At 69.2% G+C, this 15,431-nt stretch carries 17 protein-coding genes and 1 pseudogene; 5 read left to right on the top strand and 13 right to left on the bottom strand.

Translation table 11 applies throughout. The annotated features are described in order from the left end of the window. From ACE3T2_RS06900 to ACE3T2_RS06880, 5 genes and pseudogenes are all read left to right on the top strand, one after another. Positions 1-329: pseudogene (locus ACE3T2_RS06900) on the top strand (F0F1 ATP synthase subunit beta); the annotation flags it as partial. 5 nt (positions 330-334) lie between these two features. Next, the gene (locus tag ACE3T2_RS06895; protein ID WP_374656054.1) at positions 335-601 is read left to right on the top strand and encodes an ATP synthase F1 subunit epsilon; all 267 of its coding nucleotides are present in this window, start codon (positions 335-337) and stop codon (positions 599-601) included. Positions 602-758: 157 nt separating this feature from the next. Then, the gene (locus ACE3T2_RS06890; RefSeq protein ID WP_374656052.1) at positions 759-1,400 is read left to right on the top strand and encodes a hypothetical protein; all 642 of its coding nucleotides are present in this window, start codon (positions 759-761) and stop codon (positions 1,398-1,400) included. Positions 1,401-1,514: 114 nt separating this feature from the next. Beyond that, entirely contained in the window at positions 1,515-1,841 is a 327-nt protein-coding gene (gene sugE / locus ACE3T2_RS06885; RefSeq protein WP_374656050.1) for a quaternary ammonium compound efflux SMR transporter SugE, read from the top strand. Positions 1,842-1,937: 96 nt separating this feature from the next. Beyond that, on the top strand, positions 1,938-3,869 hold the full coding sequence (locus ACE3T2_RS06880) for a S9 family peptidase (RefSeq protein WP_374656048.1): 1,932 nt from the start codon (positions 1,938-1,940) through the stop codon (positions 3,867-3,869). A gap of 19 nt (positions 3,870-3,888) precedes the next feature. Here ACE3T2_RS06880 and ACE3T2_RS06875 read toward each other — a convergent pair whose 3' ends face one another. The 13 genes from ACE3T2_RS06875 to rpmA all read right to left on the bottom strand — a co-directional run bounded on the left by ACE3T2_RS06875 (position 3,889) and on the right by rpmA (position 15,425). After that, positions 3,889-4,659 carry an alpha/beta hydrolase gene (locus tag ACE3T2_RS06875; protein ID WP_374656046.1) on the bottom strand — a complete coding sequence of 257 codons (771 nt, stop codon included), beginning with the start codon at positions 4,657-4,659 and terminating at the stop codon, positions 3,889-3,891. A gap of 10 nt (positions 4,660-4,669) precedes the next feature. Next, positions 4,670-5,161, bottom strand: a complete 492-nt coding sequence (locus ACE3T2_RS06870) for an RNA pyrophosphohydrolase (RefSeq protein ID WP_374656044.1) — start codon at positions 5,159-5,161, stop codon at positions 4,670-4,672. Between the two features lie 10 nt (positions 5,162-5,171). Continuing rightward, complete coding sequence (locus ACE3T2_RS06865) at positions 5,172-6,338, bottom strand: divergent polysaccharide deacetylase family protein (protein WP_374656042.1); 1,167 nt, start codon at positions 6,336-6,338, stop codon at positions 5,172-5,174. Between the two features lie 89 nt (positions 6,339-6,427). Further along, positions 6,428-7,834: a S41 family peptidase gene (locus tag ACE3T2_RS06860; RefSeq protein ID WP_374656040.1), complete on the bottom strand. Its 1,407-nt coding sequence runs from the start codon at positions 7,832-7,834 to the stop codon at positions 6,428-6,430. Positions 7,835-7,928: 94 nt separating this feature from the next. Next, positions 7,929-8,780, bottom strand: coding sequence for a murein hydrolase activator EnvC (locus ACE3T2_RS06855; RefSeq protein ID WP_374656038.1), 852 nt, complete (start codon positions 8,778-8,780; stop codon positions 7,929-7,931). A 31-nt stretch (positions 8,781-8,811) separates the two neighbouring features. Then, positions 8,812-9,276 (bottom strand): 23S rRNA (pseudouridine(1915)-N(3))-methyltransferase RlmH, encoded by a 465-nt coding sequence (gene rlmH, locus ACE3T2_RS06850; protein ID WP_374656036.1) that lies wholly within the window; start codon positions 9,274-9,276, stop codon positions 8,812-8,814. 145 nt (positions 9,277-9,421) lie between these two features. Then, positions 9,422-9,868: a ribosome silencing factor gene (rsfS, locus tag ACE3T2_RS06845; protein WP_374656034.1), complete on the bottom strand. Its 447-nt coding sequence runs from the start codon at positions 9,866-9,868 to the stop codon at positions 9,422-9,424. Between the two features lie 46 nt (positions 9,869-9,914). Then, entirely contained in the window at positions 9,915-10,574 is a 660-nt protein-coding gene (locus tag ACE3T2_RS06840; RefSeq protein WP_374656032.1) for a nicotinate-nucleotide adenylyltransferase, read from the bottom strand. A 15-nt stretch (positions 10,575-10,589) separates the two neighbouring features. Then, entirely contained in the window at positions 10,590-12,152 is a 1,563-nt protein-coding gene (locus ACE3T2_RS06835; RefSeq protein WP_374656030.1) for an aldehyde dehydrogenase family protein, read from the bottom strand. 84 nt (positions 12,153-12,236) lie between these two features. Beyond that, positions 12,237-13,370: a glutamate 5-kinase gene (gene proB, locus ACE3T2_RS06830; RefSeq protein WP_374656070.1), complete on the bottom strand. Its 1,134-nt coding sequence runs from the start codon at positions 13,368-13,370 to the stop codon at positions 12,237-12,239. Next, complete coding sequence (obgE, locus tag ACE3T2_RS06825; RefSeq protein ID WP_374656068.1) at positions 13,358-14,407, bottom strand: GTPase ObgE; 1,050 nt, start codon at positions 14,405-14,407, stop codon at positions 13,358-13,360. Before obgE ends, proB begins: the two co-directional genes overlap by 13 nt. 78 nt (positions 14,408-14,485) lie before the next feature. Further along, the gene (locus tag ACE3T2_RS06820; protein WP_374656028.1) at positions 14,486-15,022 is read right to left on the bottom strand and encodes a GNAT family N-acetyltransferase; all 537 of its coding nucleotides are present in this window, start codon (positions 15,020-15,022) and stop codon (positions 14,486-14,488) included. Between the two features lie 136 nt (positions 15,023-15,158). Continuing rightward, complete coding sequence (gene rpmA / locus ACE3T2_RS06815) at positions 15,159-15,425, bottom strand: 50S ribosomal protein L27 (protein WP_374656026.1); 267 nt, start codon at positions 15,423-15,425, stop codon at positions 15,159-15,161. Between the last annotated feature and the right edge of the window lie 6 nt (positions 15,426-15,431).

The raw sequence follows: 15,431 nt of genomic DNA, 5'->3' as shown, positions 1-15,431 counted from the left end.
GCGTCGCCCGCCGCGTCCAGGAAACCCTGCAGGCCTACAAGGCCCTGAAGGACATCATCGCCATCCTGGGCATGGACGAGCTGTCGGAAGAGGACAAGCTGACCGTGGCCCGCGCCCGGAAGATCCAGAAGTTCCTCAGCCAGCCGTTCCACGTGGCCGAGCAGTTCACCAACATGCCGGGCATCTTCGTGAGCCTGGAAGACACCATCCGCTCGTTCAAGGCGGTCGTGGATGGTGAATACGACTACCTGCCGGAAGCGGCCTTCTACAACGTCGGCACCATCGAAGACGCGGTGGCCAAGGCCGAGAAGCTGGCTGCGGAAGCCTAAGCCCCATGGCCGGTAAGCTGCACTTTTCCCTGGTCTCGCCCGAGCGCGAACTGTTCTCCGGCGAGGTCGATCAGGTCGACGCGCCGGGTACGGAAGGCGACTTCGGCGTCCTGGCCAACCACGCGCCGTTCATGACGACGCTGAAGGTCGGCGAGGTGAAGGTCTACAGCGGCGGCGCCGTGAAGGTCTTTGCGATCGAAGGCGGTTTCGCCGACGTGACGCCGGACGGCCTGACGATCCTGGCCGAACAGGCCAGCGAAGTCGCGGCCTGAGCCGACACCCTATCGAAGCGAAGGGCCCCGGGATTCCGGGGCCCTTTTGCTTTTAGGCGACTCAATCGCCCCCGATTGGCCCAATTGCGGCGCTAGAGGGGTTGCGAGGGATGACGTGTTCCTATTGTTATGCGCCGAGTCAGTTAGGGGACCCGCCATGCGCACCGCCATCGTCAGTCTGATCGCTCTCGCCGGCCTCGCCACGGCGGCCACCGCCCAAACCCCGGCCGAGCCGGCGCCGGCCCCCGCGCCGCCCGCCGCCCCGGCTGAAGCCGCGCCCGTCGCGCCCGCCGCTCCGCCGGCGGAGGAAAAGACCTACACGATCCCGACCACCGGGGCCGAAGGCCAGATCATCGACGTGGTCACCCGTTTCTGCAAACCGCTGGTCAAGGGCGGTAACTTCGACCAGCTGGCCACTGCGCTCGGCGGCTACAAGAAGAACAAGCGCGAGGGCACCTATGTCGGCACCCTGGTCGCCAAGCCCTACACGATCACCCTGTGGCCGCAGGGCTCCAACAAGGACGTCTGCCGGCTGACGGTGAACTACGAGATCAACCAGGAAAAGCCGATCATCGTCGGCCTGAACATCTTCTCGTTCCTGCACAAGCCCGAGCTGCTGCAACAGCGCAACGACTTCGCCCCGGCGACCGACTACAAGCGCATCACCAACTCGTGGGAGTACTTCACCGACCACGAGTCGATCGGCCTGGTGTTCCTGCAGCTGAAGAAGCCGGACGGCTCGCCCGTCAGCGACAAGTGGGACACGGCTGAAGTGCTCTATTCGGAACGCAAGTTCTAAGAGGACTGGCGCCCGGCGACGGGCGCCCTATCTCCCTTTTTCGGGCGCGGGGGACGACCCCCGCACATCACGCCTGTCATCGGGGACGGCCCCATAAGCTAGGAGGCGCAAGCCATGGCATGGGTCGTTCTGTTCGTCGCCGGCATCTGTGAGATCGGCTGGGCCGTCGGGCTCAAATACACCGAGGGCTTCACCCGGCTCTGGCCGACGGTGTTCACCGGCGTCAGCCTGGTGGTCTCCATGGCATTGCTGGGCATCGCCGTGAAGTCGCTGCCGCTCGGCACCGCTTATGCGGTCTGGACCGGCATCGGCGCGGTCGGCACCGTCATCCTCGGCATCGTCCTCTTCAAGGAACCGGCCACGGTCGCACGGCTGGTCTGCGTCGGCCTGATCGTTAGCGGCATCCTCGGCCTGAAGTTCCTCAGCCCGTCCGGTCACTGACGCCCTTCGGCGGCGGCTTTGGTCGATTGAGCGTTTTCGTATCGCGGAACGCTCTCTAGGGTCCCCTCCAAACCCTTGCTGTTTGGAGTTCCGCTCATGACGACGCGCGCCCTGCTGCTTGGCACGGCCCTCAGCCTCGCCTGCGCCGCCGCCGCAACCGCCGCCGACCTTCCCCGCCGCGAGGCGGGCCAGATCGTCTACGACAACGTGCCCGAGACGCCGGCCGTCCTGAGGGCCGCCATCGCGCCCTACTACAACGCGCGCACCGCGGTGTTCGAGGACTGGCTGGCCGACGGCTCGATGCTGATCGCCACCCGCTTCGGCGAGGTGAACCAAATCCACCGCGTGGCCGCGCCGGGGGCCGCCCGCACCCAGCTCACCTTCTTCGACGAGCCGGTGAACAGCGCCAAGGCCCAGCCAGGGGCCCAGCGCTTCGTCTATCCGCGCGACGTCGGCGGGGCGGAGTACTACCAGGCCTATCTGCGCGGTCTGAATGGCGAGGAGGTTCAGCTCACCGCGCCCAAGACCCGCAACGCCGCCTTCACCTTCTCGAAGGATGGCCGCCAGGTCGCCTGGAGCCAGGTCACCCCAGGCGATCCCAACTACGACATCCTGCTGGCCGACACCGCAAACCCGGAGGGCCGCCGCGTCGTTCACGAGGGGACGGGCGCCATGTCGGTCGAGGCGTTTTCGCCGGATGGCAAGTCGCTGCTGGTCAGCCGCTCGGTCTCGGCCACCCACACCGACCTCTTCGTCCTAGACCTGACCGGCGGAACGCTGAAGCAGATTGGCGCGATCGGCCGCAAGGTCGCCTATCAGGGCGGCGCTTTCACCGCAGACGGCGCGGGCGTCGTGACCTTGTCGGACGATGGTTCGGACTTCACCCGGCCCGTGGTGATCGACATCGCCACCGGCAAGGCCCGTGACCTGGACCCCGGGGCGAAGTGGTCGGCCGAGGCCTTCGATCTCTCGCCCGACGGCAAGACCCTGGCCTACATGGTCAATGAGGAGGGGTATTCGAAGGTCCTGCTGAAGGACGTCGCCACCGGAAAGCTGCTGGCCGCCCCGAAGCTGCCGCTCGGCGTGCTCACCGGGCTGGGCTTCTCGCCGGACGGCCACAGGCTGGGCCTCAGCCTTTCGACCTCTACGTCCTCTGGCGACGCCTGGAGTTACAGCCTGGACGACCAGCAGCTGGTCCGCTGGACGCAGAGCGAACTGGGCGGCCTTGATCCGGCCCGTCTGGTGGAGCCGACGCTGTTCCGCTTCCCGACCTTCGATAAGCGCTCGATCCCGGCCTTCATCTACAAGCCGGCCGCCAAGGCGGGCGAAAAGCTGCCGGTGATCATCCAGATCCATGGCGGTCCCGAGGGCCAGGAACAGCCCAACTTCAACCCCCGTCGCCAATCGTGGGTGAACGAAATCGGGGCCGCAGTCATCATTCCGAACGTCCGCGGCTCGACCGGCTACGGCAAGACCTATCTCGACCTCGACAACGGGCCGAAGCGCGAGGACTCCGTGAAGGACATCGGCGCGCTGCTGGACTGGGTGGCGACCCAGCCGGACCTGGACGCCAGCCGCGTCGCCATCGTTGGCCAGTCCTACGGCGGCTACATGTCCCTGGCGGTGGCGGCGCACTACAACGATCGCATCGCCGGGGCGATCGACCTCTACGGCATCTCCAACTGGACGACCTTTCTCCAGAACACCGAGGGCTACCGCCGCGACCTGCGGCGGGTGGAGTACGGCGACGAGCGCGACCCGAAGATGAAGGCCGTGTTCGACAAGATCTCGCCGGTCTTCATGAGCGACCGGATGAAGAAGCCGATGATGATCTATCAGGGCGCCAACGACCCGCGCGTGCCGCAGTCGGAGTCCGAACAGATGGTCGCAAAGCTGCGCGCCCAGGGCACGGACGTCTGGTACGTCCTGGCCAAGGACGAGGGCCACGGCGTCAGCAAGAAGCAGAACGTCGAGGCGGTCCGCACCACCGAGATCATGTTCCTGAAGAAGGTGCTGGGGGTGAAGTAGATCGCCCCGCGGAGGGCGCCTAGGCCTGCGCCGCGGCGTCCTCCAGCCAGCCCAGGGAGATCTCGGCGACTTCTCGCCAGCCGGGCTCGCCCAGCAGCCAGTGGCTCATGCCGGGGGCCTCGATGAAGGTCGCGTTCAGCCGCCCGGCGGTCTGGCGCACCGTCGCCGGCGGATGCACCACGTCGCGCTCGCCGCCCAGCACCAGGCAGGGCGCGTCGCCGCGGCCGAACGCCAGGCTGGTGGTCATCATCGGGTCCAGCCACCAGTTCAGCGTCTCCCACAGCGCCCTGCCGCTTTCGGGCCGAAGGCGCGCGGTCACCGCGTCACGGTCGGGCTTGGCCATGCGGTCGAGGCTGTAGGTGGCCATCACGCCGCGATCCGGCGTCACTGATTGAGCCCAGAACGGCCCCAGCAGGTGCAGGCCCATGGCGGTGACCGCCTCCTCCATCGACGAGCCCGCGACGCCCCACGGGGCCGAGGGCGCCAGCAGCACCAGCGCGCGCACCTTGGCGCGGCGCGCGGCCATGGCCGCCGCCAGCCCGCCCATGGAATGTCCGACCAGGATCGGCGGTGCGGCCTGTTCCTCGCACAGGCGGGCGATATCGCGGGCGTAGTCGGCCATCGAGACGCCGACCACGGCGCTGGAGCTGTCCTGGGAGCCGTGCCCGCGCAGGTCGGGCGCGGTCACCTGATGGCCGGCCGCCTCGAAGGGCTGGCGGAAATTCTCGAACGCCCACCCGCCGCAGAAGGCGCCATGGACCATGACGACGGGCGCAGGGGCGTCGGTCATCCTGGGGCGATCAGGCCGCGCGGCCGGGCAGGCCGGCGAAGTCGTGGAAGGCCCGCACCACCGCCTCGTAGATCGCCTTTTTGAACGGCACCACCAGGCCAGGGGCTTCGTCCAGCCGGCCCCAGCGCCACGCGTCGAACTCAGGATGGCCGTGGCCGCTCAGGTCGATCTCGCTCTCCTGCCCGTCGAAGCGCAGGGCGAACCAGACCTGGCGCTGGCCCTTCCAGCCCTTGGCGATCTTCGAGCCGTTGTGGCCTGGCGGGAAGTCGTAGGCGAGCCAGCCGTCGGTGCGGCCCAGCAGGGTGGTGCTGACGACGCCGGTCTCCTCGGCCAGCTCGCGCTTGGCGGCCAGATAGAGGTCCTCGCCCGCGTCGACGCCGCCCTGCGGGAATTGCCAGTTGTAGGGTTCGGGCGTCTGGAAGCGTTTGCCCAGCCACACGCGGCCGTCAGGATGGAACAGAACCACTCCCACGTTCGGGCGATAGGCGGACAGGTCGGTCATCTCATTCCATTTAGCGACGCGCGGCCAAAGCGGAAGCCGGAGCCAGCTGATACCCTCTAGATTCGACCGATTCAGCCCATTTAGCGACCTGTGAAAGCGTCACAGGGTAGGCGAAGCCGGAGCCGAGAGCCTGGCCGTTCTGCAGGGCCCCGGCCTCGATGGCCAGCAGCTGCTGGTCGATGGCCTCGCCCGAAAGCTGCTCGTCGATCACCCGCAGGGCGGAGGCGCGGCCGGGGCCCGTGCGGCGCGCGGCCTGACCGTCGTCGATGAAGGCCAGGCCGCGCCCGCGCAGGGCGGTCAGGAACGCGCTCATGCCGTTGTCCGAGGTCATGAACCGCGAGCCGAGATAGTTGGTGACGCCGAAATAGCCGGTGGCCCGCGACAGCACCCACTCCAGCTTCTTCACCGTTTCGGCGCCTGGCGCATTGGCCATCAGGGTGTAGGGGCCCGGATCGTTGTCGGGATAGTCGTTAGGCTCCATCGGCGTTTCCAGCAGCACCTCATGGCCGGCCGCGCGGGCCAGGTCGATCCAGCCCTGCAGGCCCTCGGCATAGGGCACGAACGACAACGTGATCTCCGGCGGCAGGGTGTCGATCGCCTGCCGCGTGGCTGCGGCGTTGAGGCCCAGGCCGCCGATCACCAGCGCCACCTTCGGGCGGCCGTTCGGGGTGAAGGGCCGCGCATAAGCCTCGGCCGGGGTCTTGCCGCCCGCCGCGATGATCGGCAGCGGGCCGTTGGGGCCCTGGGTGTGGAAGCCGGCCAGTGGGGCGGGCGGCAGCGGGTCGGCGGCGTGGAACGGCCGCGCGCCCTGGACGGTGATGGTCGCCTCGCCCATCGCCCCGATCGGGGTCTCGGAAAGCTGGAAGATGTCTTCGGTCACGGTCGGCTGACCGTTCTGGCTCAGCCCCTCGCGCCAACCTTCAGGGGTCGGGCCGGCGGTGATCTTGGCGAGCGAGAGCCGCACCACGGGCGAGCTGGCCTTCGGGTCGCCGATCAGGGCGATCAGGGCGATCAGCACCAGCAGGAACAGCACCCCGGCGGCGCCTGCGCCGACATAAGGGTTGGAGAAGGCGCGCATCGCCAGCTCGGGGAGCGCGGGGGAAGGCGCCGGCGCCGGCGCCGCGATCGCGAACTGCTTCTTCGAAAACATGGCCATGGTCACGGAACGTTCCAGCATTGGAGCGTCCGCGAATATGGTTAACAAACGACTTATACAGTGAACATCAGCGCCGAGGCGTTAACTTCGGCGCAGGGTTTCGCCGCAGGTTATTTCTTGTCGGGCAAGGGCTTGTCGATCGTCCCGGCGGGTACACCGGCCTTCGGCGCGACGACGGCGGCCATCTTGGGCTCCGGCTTGGGCAGCTTGGGCGTCGCGGCGACCGATCCGTACTTCAGCACGTCCTTGGCGCGGGCCAGCTGGAAGTCGCCCTTCTGCTCGTCGAAACCCTCGGGCGGCGATTCGGCCGGCACGTGGGCGCCGCGACGGGCCTTGCCCTCCTCGGCGTTCAGCGCGTTGCGGAACGAAGCCTCCGAGAACTGGAAGGCGCGGTTGGCGATACGCTGGGCCTGCTCGCGGGTCTCGGCGACCTCCAGGTCCGGCTCGATGCCGGTCTTCTGGATCGAGCGGCCGGACGGGGTGTAGTAGCGCGCCGTGGTCAGCTTCAGCGCCCCGTCCATGCCGCCGCGCAGCGGGATGACGGTCTGCACCGACCCCTTGCCGAAGCTGGTCAGGCCGACCACCTCGGCGCGCTTGCGGTCCTGCAGGGCGCCGGCCACGATCTCGGCCGCCGAGGCTGAGCCCGAGTTCACCAGCACCACCATCGGCAGGCCGCCGGCGTCGTCGCCGGGCCGGGCGTTGTAGCGTTCGATGTCGCGCGGGTCGCGGCCGCGCTGCGAGACGATCTCGCCGCCTTCCAGGAACATGTCCGAGATGCCGACCGCCTGGTCCAGCAGCCCGCCCGGATTGTTGCGCAGGTCGAGGATCAGCCCCTTCATCTTCGGGTTCTTGGCGCGCAGGTCCGCCAGCGCCGCCTGGGCCTCCTCGGTGGTCTTCTCGTTGAAGGCCGAGACGCGCAGATAACCGTAGTCGCCTTCCATCTTGGCGGTGGCCGACTTCGGCTTGATGACCTCGCGCACCACCTTCACGTCGAAGGGGTCGGTCTTTTCGCGGGCGATGGTCAGGGTGACGGTCTCGCCGGGCTTGCCGCGCATCTGCTTGACCGCCTCGTTGACCGACAGGCCCAGCACGCTCTCGCCGTTCACGGCGGTGATGAAGTCGCCCGGCTTGATCCCGGCGCGGAAGGCCGGGGTGCCGTCCATGGGCGAGATCACCTTGACCACGCCCTCTTCGCTGGTGACCTCGATCCCCAGCCCGCCGTACTCGCCGCGGGTCTGGTCGCGCATGTCGTCGAAGCTGTCGGGGTTCAGATAGCCCGAATGCGGGTCGAGCGAGGTCAGCATGCCGTCGATGGCGGCCTCGATCAGCTTCTGGTCGTCGACCTCGGTCACGTACTGCCGCTCGACCGTGTCCACCACGTCGCCGAACAGCTCGAGCATCTTATAGGTCTTGGCCTTGGGCGCCTGGGCCGAGGCGAGCGCCTGCTGGCTTACGTAGGCCATGGAGCCCGCGCCCAGCACGAAAGCCGAAACCCCGATCAGAAGATACTTACGCATATCAGGCCCTTGAGCCTCCCTTGCGGCGGAACGGCGCCGCTCCGGAAAATTCCAGAACCACGTTCCACGCCAATTTCGGCGGAAATGGTTCGACCTAATCCGCCTGCCTGTCCAGCCATCTCGCCGGATCGACGGGCGTTCCGCGTTCGCGGACCTCCAGATAGAGCTCAGATGGGGCCTGTTTTTCGCCCGGCATCCATCCGACGGGGGCGCCGGCCGCGACCGATTGTCCGATCTCGACGCTGGCCCGGTCCAGGCCGGCCAATACCAGGTGGTATCCGCCCGCCAGCCGTATGATCAGGATGACTCCCCACCCCTTAACAGGGCCTACATACTGGACGAGCCCGCCGTCCGGGGCGGCGACCCGCGCGCCCTTTTCGGCGGCGAAGGTCACGCCGCTGGCCTCGCCGCCGCCGGCGACCGGATCGCCGAAGCGGTGCAGCAGCGCCCCGCCCACCGGGCGCAGCAGGGTTGCGGGCGGACTGGTCGGTCCGTCCTCGAGCGGCAGGGCGCCGGGCGGCGTCGCTTCCAGCCGCTCGCGCCGCTCGGCCAGTTCGGAGTCGCTGGTGAACAGGGTCTCGCTGGCCACCGCCGCCAACCGCCGCTGGCGGGCGATCTCGGTGGCCTGGGCGGCATAGGCCCTGGCGCGCTTCTGCAGCTCGGGCGTCACCGCCTTGACCAGGATCGCCGCGCGCACCGCTTGCGTCGCGTCGTCAGGATTGACCAGCAGGGCGGGCGGCGGATCGCGGCGGAACTGGGCAAGCGCCGTCAGCAGCCGCGCCATGCGGTTCAGGTTGCGGCCCTGCTCGGCGTTCAGGGTGGTCTCGCGTACGTTCAGCCGCTCCAGCCGCATCTGGCTGTCGCCGGCGGCGTAGGCGAGGGCCGCGGCGGCCAGGCTGGCGGCGAGCGCGCCGCTCACGGGCAGGAGAAGGCGCCGGCGGATCATCAGCAACCGATACTCCGCCGCCGCACCGGCCTCAATCGCGGTGATAGGGGCCGCCGGCCAGGATGGTCACGGCGCGATAGACCTGCTCGGCCAGCATGGCGCGGGCCAGGGCGTGCGGCCAGGTCTGCGGCCCGAAGGCCAGCTTGCCGTTCGCTGCGGCCAGCAGGGTCGGGTCGAGCCCGTCGGCGCCGCCGATCACGAACACCAGGCGGCGCACGCCGTCGTCGCGCAGGCGACCGATCTCGGCGGCGAAGGCCCGCGAAGGCCGCGCGGCCCCGTGCTCGTCGCAGGCGATGACATGCGCGCCCTCAAGGTGCGGACGCAGCACCTCGGCCTCGGCCGCCTTGCCGGGCTTTTTCGCTTCGACCTCGACGACCTCGACGGGGCCCAAGCCCAGGGCCCGTCCCGCCGCCGTGGCGCGCTCGACATACATCTTCACCAGCTCGACTTCCGGCGAGCGGGCCAGGCGTCCGATGGCGAGGAGGGTGATCTTCATTGAGGGGCGTCACCGGTCAGATGCTCCCCCTCTGGGGGAGCTGTCGGCCGTTCGGCCGACTGAGGGGGACTTTGACTCTGGGAGCCGTCCCCCTCCGTCGCGCTTCGCGCGCCACCTCCCCAGCGGGGGAGGATCTATGAGACTATCAGCTTGCCTGCGTCCGGTGCGGGGCGTCGACCGACCAGATCTTCTCGATGTTGTAGAACTGGCGCACTTCCGGGCGGAACAGGTGGACGATCACGTCCCCGGTGTCGATCAGCACCCAGTCGCAGTGGGGCAGGCCTTCGACCCGGGCCTTGCCGTGGCCGTGCTCTTTCAGCGCGCGCAGCAGATGGTCGGCCATCGCGCCGACATGCCGGTGCGAACGGCCGGACGCCACGATGAGGGCGTCGGCGACGGCGCTCTTGCCTTTCAGGTCGATGAAGACGACATCCTGCGCCTTGTCGTCGTCCAGGCGCTGCAGGATCATATCGCCCAGGGCGGTGATGGTCGCCTCCGGGTCGGTGGAAGCCGCGGAAACCGGGGCTTCTTGCGCTCTAGGCGCAGGGTCAGGGCTCAGCGGGGTCGCTCCTTTGTTGCCTCGCTGGGCCATCCATAGCACGGCCGGCGGCTTCGGTCAGCCCAGGCTCACAAAGTCTTCAATTCCGCCCGCCGCGCATGCGTTCCCGCAACAGCGTCGAGGACTGGAAATTCAGCGGTCCGGTCAGGAAGACCCAGCGCGGCGGATCGGTCCCCGGCAATAGCTTGGCCTGCTGAATAGGGGCCCGGGCGGCGGCGAACCGCCGAGCGGCGGGTGACGAGCGGCTCTTCAGCGAAATCCACGGACGCGAGACTACGGCGACCGGAACTTCAGCCATGATCTGGGTCCAACCGCGCCAGCGGTGGAAGCTCGCGAGGCTGTCGGCGCCCATGATCCAGACGAACTGAACCCCTGGAAACCGCGCCTTCAGCGCGCGCAGGGTGTCGATGGTGTATTGCGATCCGAACCTGGTCTCGGCGTCGCTCACGATCATGTTGCGCCCGCGCGCCACCTTGCGCGCGCCGGCCATGCGCGCAGGCAACGGCGCCGTCTCATGCCCCGACTTCAGCGGGTTCTGCGGCGAGACCAGCCAGATCACCCGGTCGAGACCAAGGCGCCGCCGCGCGGTCTCGGCGACGTGGGCGTGACCCTCGTGGGCCGGGTTGAACGAGCCGCCATAGAGGCCGACGCGCATGCCCGGCTTCAGGTCGAAGCCGAGACGAAGGGCCGCAGGGCGCCCCGCGACGGGACGGCGCCTAGCCGCGCCCGCGAACCACATGGGCGTCTCTCGGGCTCAAAGCGTCTTCGCCGTGGCCGGATTGCGGTCGATATTGCGGTCGGCCTGGCGCACGCGGGCGCGCACGGTGAAGACGCCGTCGCCCGACAGCACGCCGCCGCGCGCGAACAGGCGCCCATTCTCCCAGTTCGACAGGCCGAGCTCTGGGCGGCTGAGGGCGAACTGGCCGTCGACCCAGCGGGTGAAGCCGTCGCCGACGAACGGGGCGTTGACCCCGCCGTAGAACCGCTCGTGCGCGGTCGCGTCCTCAGAGATCAGGGTGGCGGCGAATTGCGGGCTGTAGCGATTGAACAGGGCGACCGCTTCATCGACCGACTCGACCAGCACCAGGGTCAGCTCCGGGGTCTCTTCCCACTCCCACTCTCGGCCCAGCTGGTCTTCGGGCAGGAGTTCGACCTTGGGCTCCTCGAGGGGCCCTTCGGCGCGGCCGACGACCACGCGGGCCTGGCGCCAGGCCTGGGGCAGGGCGCCTTCCGAACCCTCGACGACGTGCAGCTTCACGCCCGCGCGGCGCTCGCCGGCCAGGTCGAGCGCTTCGAGGAAGGCCGGCACCAGCGTCGCGGCCGCCTCCCGCACGATGGCGCAGACGTTCAGGGTGTTGCAGACCTTTCGGTCGAGCGAGTGGTAGACGACGGCCTTGAACCGCTCAGGATCGGCGTCCGCGGCGGCGGTCATCCAGGCGCCGCCCGTGCCGTGCAGGCTGACCGGAGTCCCGGCCTGGCGGGCGATGGCGCCCAGTTGGGCCACGGCCGGGCCGGAGCCGCGGGCCACAGCCAGCGCCAGGCGCGGGTCGGAAAACATCGCCCAGCCGGCCGCGTGTTCGGGACTGTCGACCAGGGCGGCCGAACCGGGCGGCAGGCCGGCGGCCTCCAGCGCCGGGTCCAGCGCATGCTCGACGATCGCCCGCGCGGTGCCCAGGGCGTCGGAGCCGATGCGGAAGACCACGGTGTTGCCGGTGCGCAGCACGCCGGTGGCGTCGGCGAAGACGTTGGGGCGGCCCTCGAAGACGAAGCCGACCACGCCGAGGGGCGCGGCCACCTGGTCGATGGTCCAACCTTGGTGAACGACCTGTTCGACGATGCGGCCGCGACCGCCTTTCGTGTCGCGCCAGACCCGCAGGCCGTGGATCATGTCGGCCCGCATCGCCTCGCTGACCGCCAGGCGGGTGGTGGAGCGCCCGCGCGCGCGGGCGCGCGCGACGTCCTCGGCGTTGGCCCTGGCGATGGCGCTCCATGCGCCGTCGTCGGCCAGGTTGGCGGCGAAGGCCTCGAAGAAGGTGGTGATGGCGGCGTCCGACACCTGCGCCAGCCCCGCGAAGGCGGCGTGGGCGCGGCCGACGGCGCCCGCCGCAATGGCCTGGACGGCGGCGGGCACATGCAGCAGGTCGCCGCTCTCCTGCACCACCACCAGTCGATCGCCGGGCTTGAATGCGTCGGCCAGGCCCTGGGGGACAAACGCCACGCGATCGCCGCCAAACGGGATCGGCATGCCTGCGGCCAGGGTCTCCAGCCTGCCCGTGCCGGCGCCTGTCTGCGCCCTGCTCGCCGTCGCGTCGTCCATCGCGCCCTAATGCTCAGTTTGAGGTTTAGTAGGCTCGTTTAAGCCCCGTCGCAAATCCGCAATCCCGATTTCAGACCCTGGAGCCTAGGCCGGCGCGCGCGCTGACAGCGCCAGGTCGTCGGCATGGACCACCGGGCCGTAGCTGAAGCCCAGGACAGCCTCGATGGCGTCCGACTTCAGGCCGCGGATCTTTTCGGCGTCGGCCGAATCGTACCGGACCAGGCCGCGGCCGATCTCGTGGCCGGCCTCGTCGTTGATCAGCACCGCATCGCCCTTGTCGAAGCGGCCCGAAATCGCCTTCACGCCCGCGGCCAACAGGCTCTTGCCGCCGGCCAGGGCCCGCGCAGCGCCATCGTCGACCACCAGCGCTCCGGCCGTGGCCAGCGATCCGGCGATCCAGGCCTTGTAGGCGGCGGCCACCGAGACCGAAGGCTCGATCACGGTCGCCCGCTCCCCGGCCTCGATGGCGGCCAGCGGGGCAGGACGGCGACCAAGCGTGATGATGGTGGCGCAGCCGGCCGACTGGGCGATGCGGGCGGCCATGATCTTGGTGGCCATGCCGCCGGTTCCGACCCCGGCGCTGGCGTTGGCGCCGCCGGCCATGGCCTCGATCTGCGGCGTCAGGCGGGCGATGCGCGCCAGGTGTTCGGCGCCCGGATGGCTCCGCGGGTCGGCGGTGTAGAGGCCGTCGATGTCCGACAGCAGCACCAGCGCCTCGGCGCCGATCATCTGAGCCACGCGCGCGGCCAGCCGATCGTTGTCGCCGTAGCGGATCTCTTCGGTGACGACCGTGTCGTTCTCGTTGATCACCGGCGTGACGCCCAGCGCCAGCAAGGTCGAGAGCGTCGCATGGGCGTTGAGCCAGCGGCGGCGGATCTCGGTGTCGTCGCGGGTGATCAGAACCTGGGCCGCGGCGATGCCGTGCGGCTCCAGCGCCTCTTCCCAGGCCCGCATCAGCGCCGACTGCCCGGCCGCCGCGCAGGCCTGCTTTTCCGGCAGGGTCAGCTTGCGCCGGCCCACGCCCAGCCGGCGGCGGCCCAGCGCCACCGCGCCCGACGACACCACCAGCACCTGCTGGCCGCGGGCGCGCAGCCGCGCCACGTCGCTGGCGAAGGCGGCCAGCCAGGCCGCATCGGGTCCGGCCTCGCCCGCCACCAGGGCCGAGCCGACCTTGACGACGACCTTCTTGGCGGCGGTGAGTTCGCTCACGGCTCCCAGCCCGTCCCGCCGATGGCCTGGGCTTCTTCCTCGGCGATCTCGGCCTTGCGGGCCCGCACCAGGCCATAGGCCTCGCGCAGCAGCTCGGTCACGCCCTTGCCCGAGACGCCGGACACGAGCCGCACCTTGGCGCCGCTCGCTTCTTCCAGCGCCTCGCGCTGCATTTCGATGACGCTGTCGTCCAGGGCGTCGATCTTGTTGAGCGCCAGGATCTCGGTCTTGTCGCCCAGCTCCTCGCCATAGGCTTCCAGTTCGCCGCGCACCGTGCGCCAGGCTTCGGCGACGTCGGTCTGGGTGGCGTCGACCAGGTGGATCAGCACCGCGGTGCGCTCCACGTGGCCGAGGAAGCGGGTCCCAAGACCAGCGCCTTCCGAGGCGCCCTCGATCAGGCCGGGAATGTCGGCCAGCACGAACCGCTCGCTGGGCGAGAGATCGACCATGCCGAGGTTGGGGGCCAGGGTGGTGAACGGATAGTCGGCGATCTTCGGCTTGGCGGCGCTGGCCGCGGCCCGGAAGGTCGACTTGCCGGCGTTCGGCAGGCCGACCAGGCCGACGTCGGCGATCAGCTTCAGTCGCAGCCAGATCCAGCGCTCCTCGCCTTCCTGGCCGGGATTGGCATGGCGCGGGGCCTGGTTGATCGGGCCTTTGAAACGGTCGTTGCCCCATCCGCCATTGCCGCCCTTCAGCAGCAGCAGGCGCTTGCCGGGGACGTCCATGTCGGCGATCAGGGTTTCCTTGTCCTCATCGAGGACCTCGGTGCCGACCGGCACCTTCAGCACCACGTCCTCGCCGGCCGCGCCGTGGCGGTTGCGGCCCATGCCGTGCACGCCCGTGCCGGCTTTGAAGTGCTGTTGGTAGCGATAGTCGATCAGGGTGTTCAACCCGTCGACCGCCTCGATCCAGACGTCGCCGCCGCTGCCGCCGTCGCCGCCGTCAGGGCCGCCGTACTCGATGTACTTCTCGCGGCGGAACGACACAGCGCCGCCGCCGCCGTTTCCGGAGCGGATATAGATCTTGCACTGGTCGAGAAACTTCATCGGGGCCTTTTGTAGCATGGGAAGCGCTCCGTCGAGCCTTGGGGCCGCGGAGCGCTTCATTTCATCGGCGGCGTGGTGTCACGCCAGCCACACCATCATGCGGGTCGGCGTGGCCTGCCCGCCGCGGGCGACGCTGCTGCGCAGTTCGACGTCCCCGGTATAGAGGAAGCCGGCGTTGCACAGCACCTGGCCCGATGCTGGGTTGTCGGTGAAGTGGCCGGCGCGCATGAAACGCCGCCCCCAGGCCTGATGGGCCCAGATCAGGGCCCCCTTGGCCGCCTCGGTGGCGTAGCCTTCGCCCCACCATGGCCGGCCCAGCCAATAGCCGATCTCGGAATCGCGGCCTTCCTGCGTGTGGAAGCCCAGCACGCCGATCGCGCCGTGGTCCGGGTGGTCGATGACGAACACCGCCTCGCGTGCGGGGTCGCCCTCGCTGGTCTTCTCGAGGAAGCCCTCGGCGTGGTCGACGCCGTAGGGATAGGGCATGCCCGTGGTCATGCGGGCCACGTCGAAGTCGTTGGCGTGAATCGCCAGCTGGGCTGCGTCGCTGCGGCGGGGCTTACGCAGCCGCAGACGCTGCGTGGTGATGACGGGCTCCAGTTCGATCGCGCACATTGGCTTGCCTCCCGGCCCTCTTTTGGGGGCCTATTGCAGAAAACGAAGAGGGGGAGTCCGGCGGTCCGGACTCCCCCTCGGAAGCTTCCTGCCCGGATCGCCTTGCGGCGAACCCGGTTTCAAGAGGTTCGCCTGATTATTCGGCCGCTTGCGGCACGACCACGTTCACGTAGGTGCGGTCATCACGCTTGGTGATGAACTTCACCGAACCCGCGGCGGTGGCGAAAAGGGTGTGGTCCTTGCCCATGCCGACGTTTTCGCCGGCGAAGAACTTGGTGCCGCGCTGACGCACGATGATGTTGCCGCCAACGACAGCTTCACCACCGAACTTCTTGACGCCGAGGCGGCGGCCAGCCGAGTCGCGACCGTTGCGCGAGGAGCCGCCAGATTTCTTGTGAGCCATAGCTCT

This window comes from Phenylobacterium sp., from assembly GCF_041919955.1.
Lineage (GTDB): Bacteria > Pseudomonadota > Alphaproteobacteria > Caulobacterales > Caulobacteraceae > Phenylobacterium.
The sequence above is the reverse complement of the archived record's forward strand: the minus strand, read 5'-3'. Positions and strand labels throughout refer to the sequence as shown.

What these genes read in the sequence shown, in the direction of transcription:
- ACE3T2_RS06875 (WP_374656046.1), bottom strand. Translation starts at nt 4,659, where the DNA reads ATGACCGACGCCCCTGCGCCCGTCGTCATGGTCCATGGCGCCTTCTGC.
- obgE (WP_374656068.1), bottom strand. Translation starts at nt 14,407, where the DNA reads ATGAAGTTTCTCGACCAGTGCAAGATCTATATCCGCTCCGGAAACGGC.
- ACE3T2_RS06870 (WP_374656044.1), bottom strand. Translation starts at nt 5,161, where the DNA reads ATGACCGACCTGTCCGCCTATCGCCCGAACGTGGGAGTGGTTCTGTTC.
- rsfS (WP_374656034.1), bottom strand. Translation starts at nt 9,868, where the DNA reads ATGGCCCAGCGAGGCAACAAAGGAGCGACCCCGCTGAGCCCTGACCCT.
- rpmA (WP_374656026.1), bottom strand. Translation starts at nt 15,425, where the DNA reads ATGGCTCACAAGAAATCTGGCGGCTCCTCGCGCAACGGTCGCGACTCG.
- ACE3T2_RS06840 (WP_374656032.1), bottom strand. Translation starts at nt 10,574, where the DNA reads ATGTGGTTCGCGGGCGCGGCTAGGCGCCGTCCCGTCGCGGGGCGCCCT.
- ACE3T2_RS06835 (WP_374656030.1), bottom strand. Translation starts at nt 12,152, where the DNA reads ATGGACGACGCGACGGCGAGCAGGGCGCAGACAGGCGCCGGCACGGGC.
- ACE3T2_RS06865 (WP_374656042.1), bottom strand. Translation starts at nt 6,338, where the DNA reads ATGCTGGAACGTTCCGTGACCATGGCCATGTTTTCGAAGAAGCAGTTC.
- ACE3T2_RS06895 (WP_374656054.1), top strand. Translation starts at nt 335, where the DNA reads ATGGCCGGTAAGCTGCACTTTTCCCTGGTCTCGCCCGAGCGCGAACTG.
- ACE3T2_RS06880 (WP_374656048.1), top strand. Translation starts at nt 1,938, where the DNA reads ATGACGACGCGCGCCCTGCTGCTTGGCACGGCCCTCAGCCTCGCCTGC.
- ACE3T2_RS06855 (WP_374656038.1), bottom strand. Translation starts at nt 8,780, where the DNA reads ATGATCCGCCGGCGCCTTCTCCTGCCCGTGAGCGGCGCGCTCGCCGCC.
- rlmH (WP_374656036.1), bottom strand. Translation starts at nt 9,276, where the DNA reads ATGAAGATCACCCTCCTCGCCATCGGACGCCTGGCCCGCTCGCCGGAA.
- ACE3T2_RS06860 (WP_374656040.1), bottom strand. Translation starts at nt 7,834, where the DNA reads ATGCGTAAGTATCTTCTGATCGGGGTTTCGGCTTTCGTGCTGGGCGCG.
- sugE (WP_374656050.1), top strand. Translation starts at nt 1,515, where the DNA reads ATGGCATGGGTCGTTCTGTTCGTCGCCGGCATCTGTGAGATCGGCTGG.
- ACE3T2_RS06890 (WP_374656052.1), top strand. Translation starts at nt 759, where the DNA reads ATGCGCACCGCCATCGTCAGTCTGATCGCTCTCGCCGGCCTCGCCACG.
- ACE3T2_RS06820 (WP_374656028.1), bottom strand. Translation starts at nt 15,022, where the DNA reads ATGTGCGCGATCGAACTGGAGCCCGTCATCACCACGCAGCGTCTGCGG.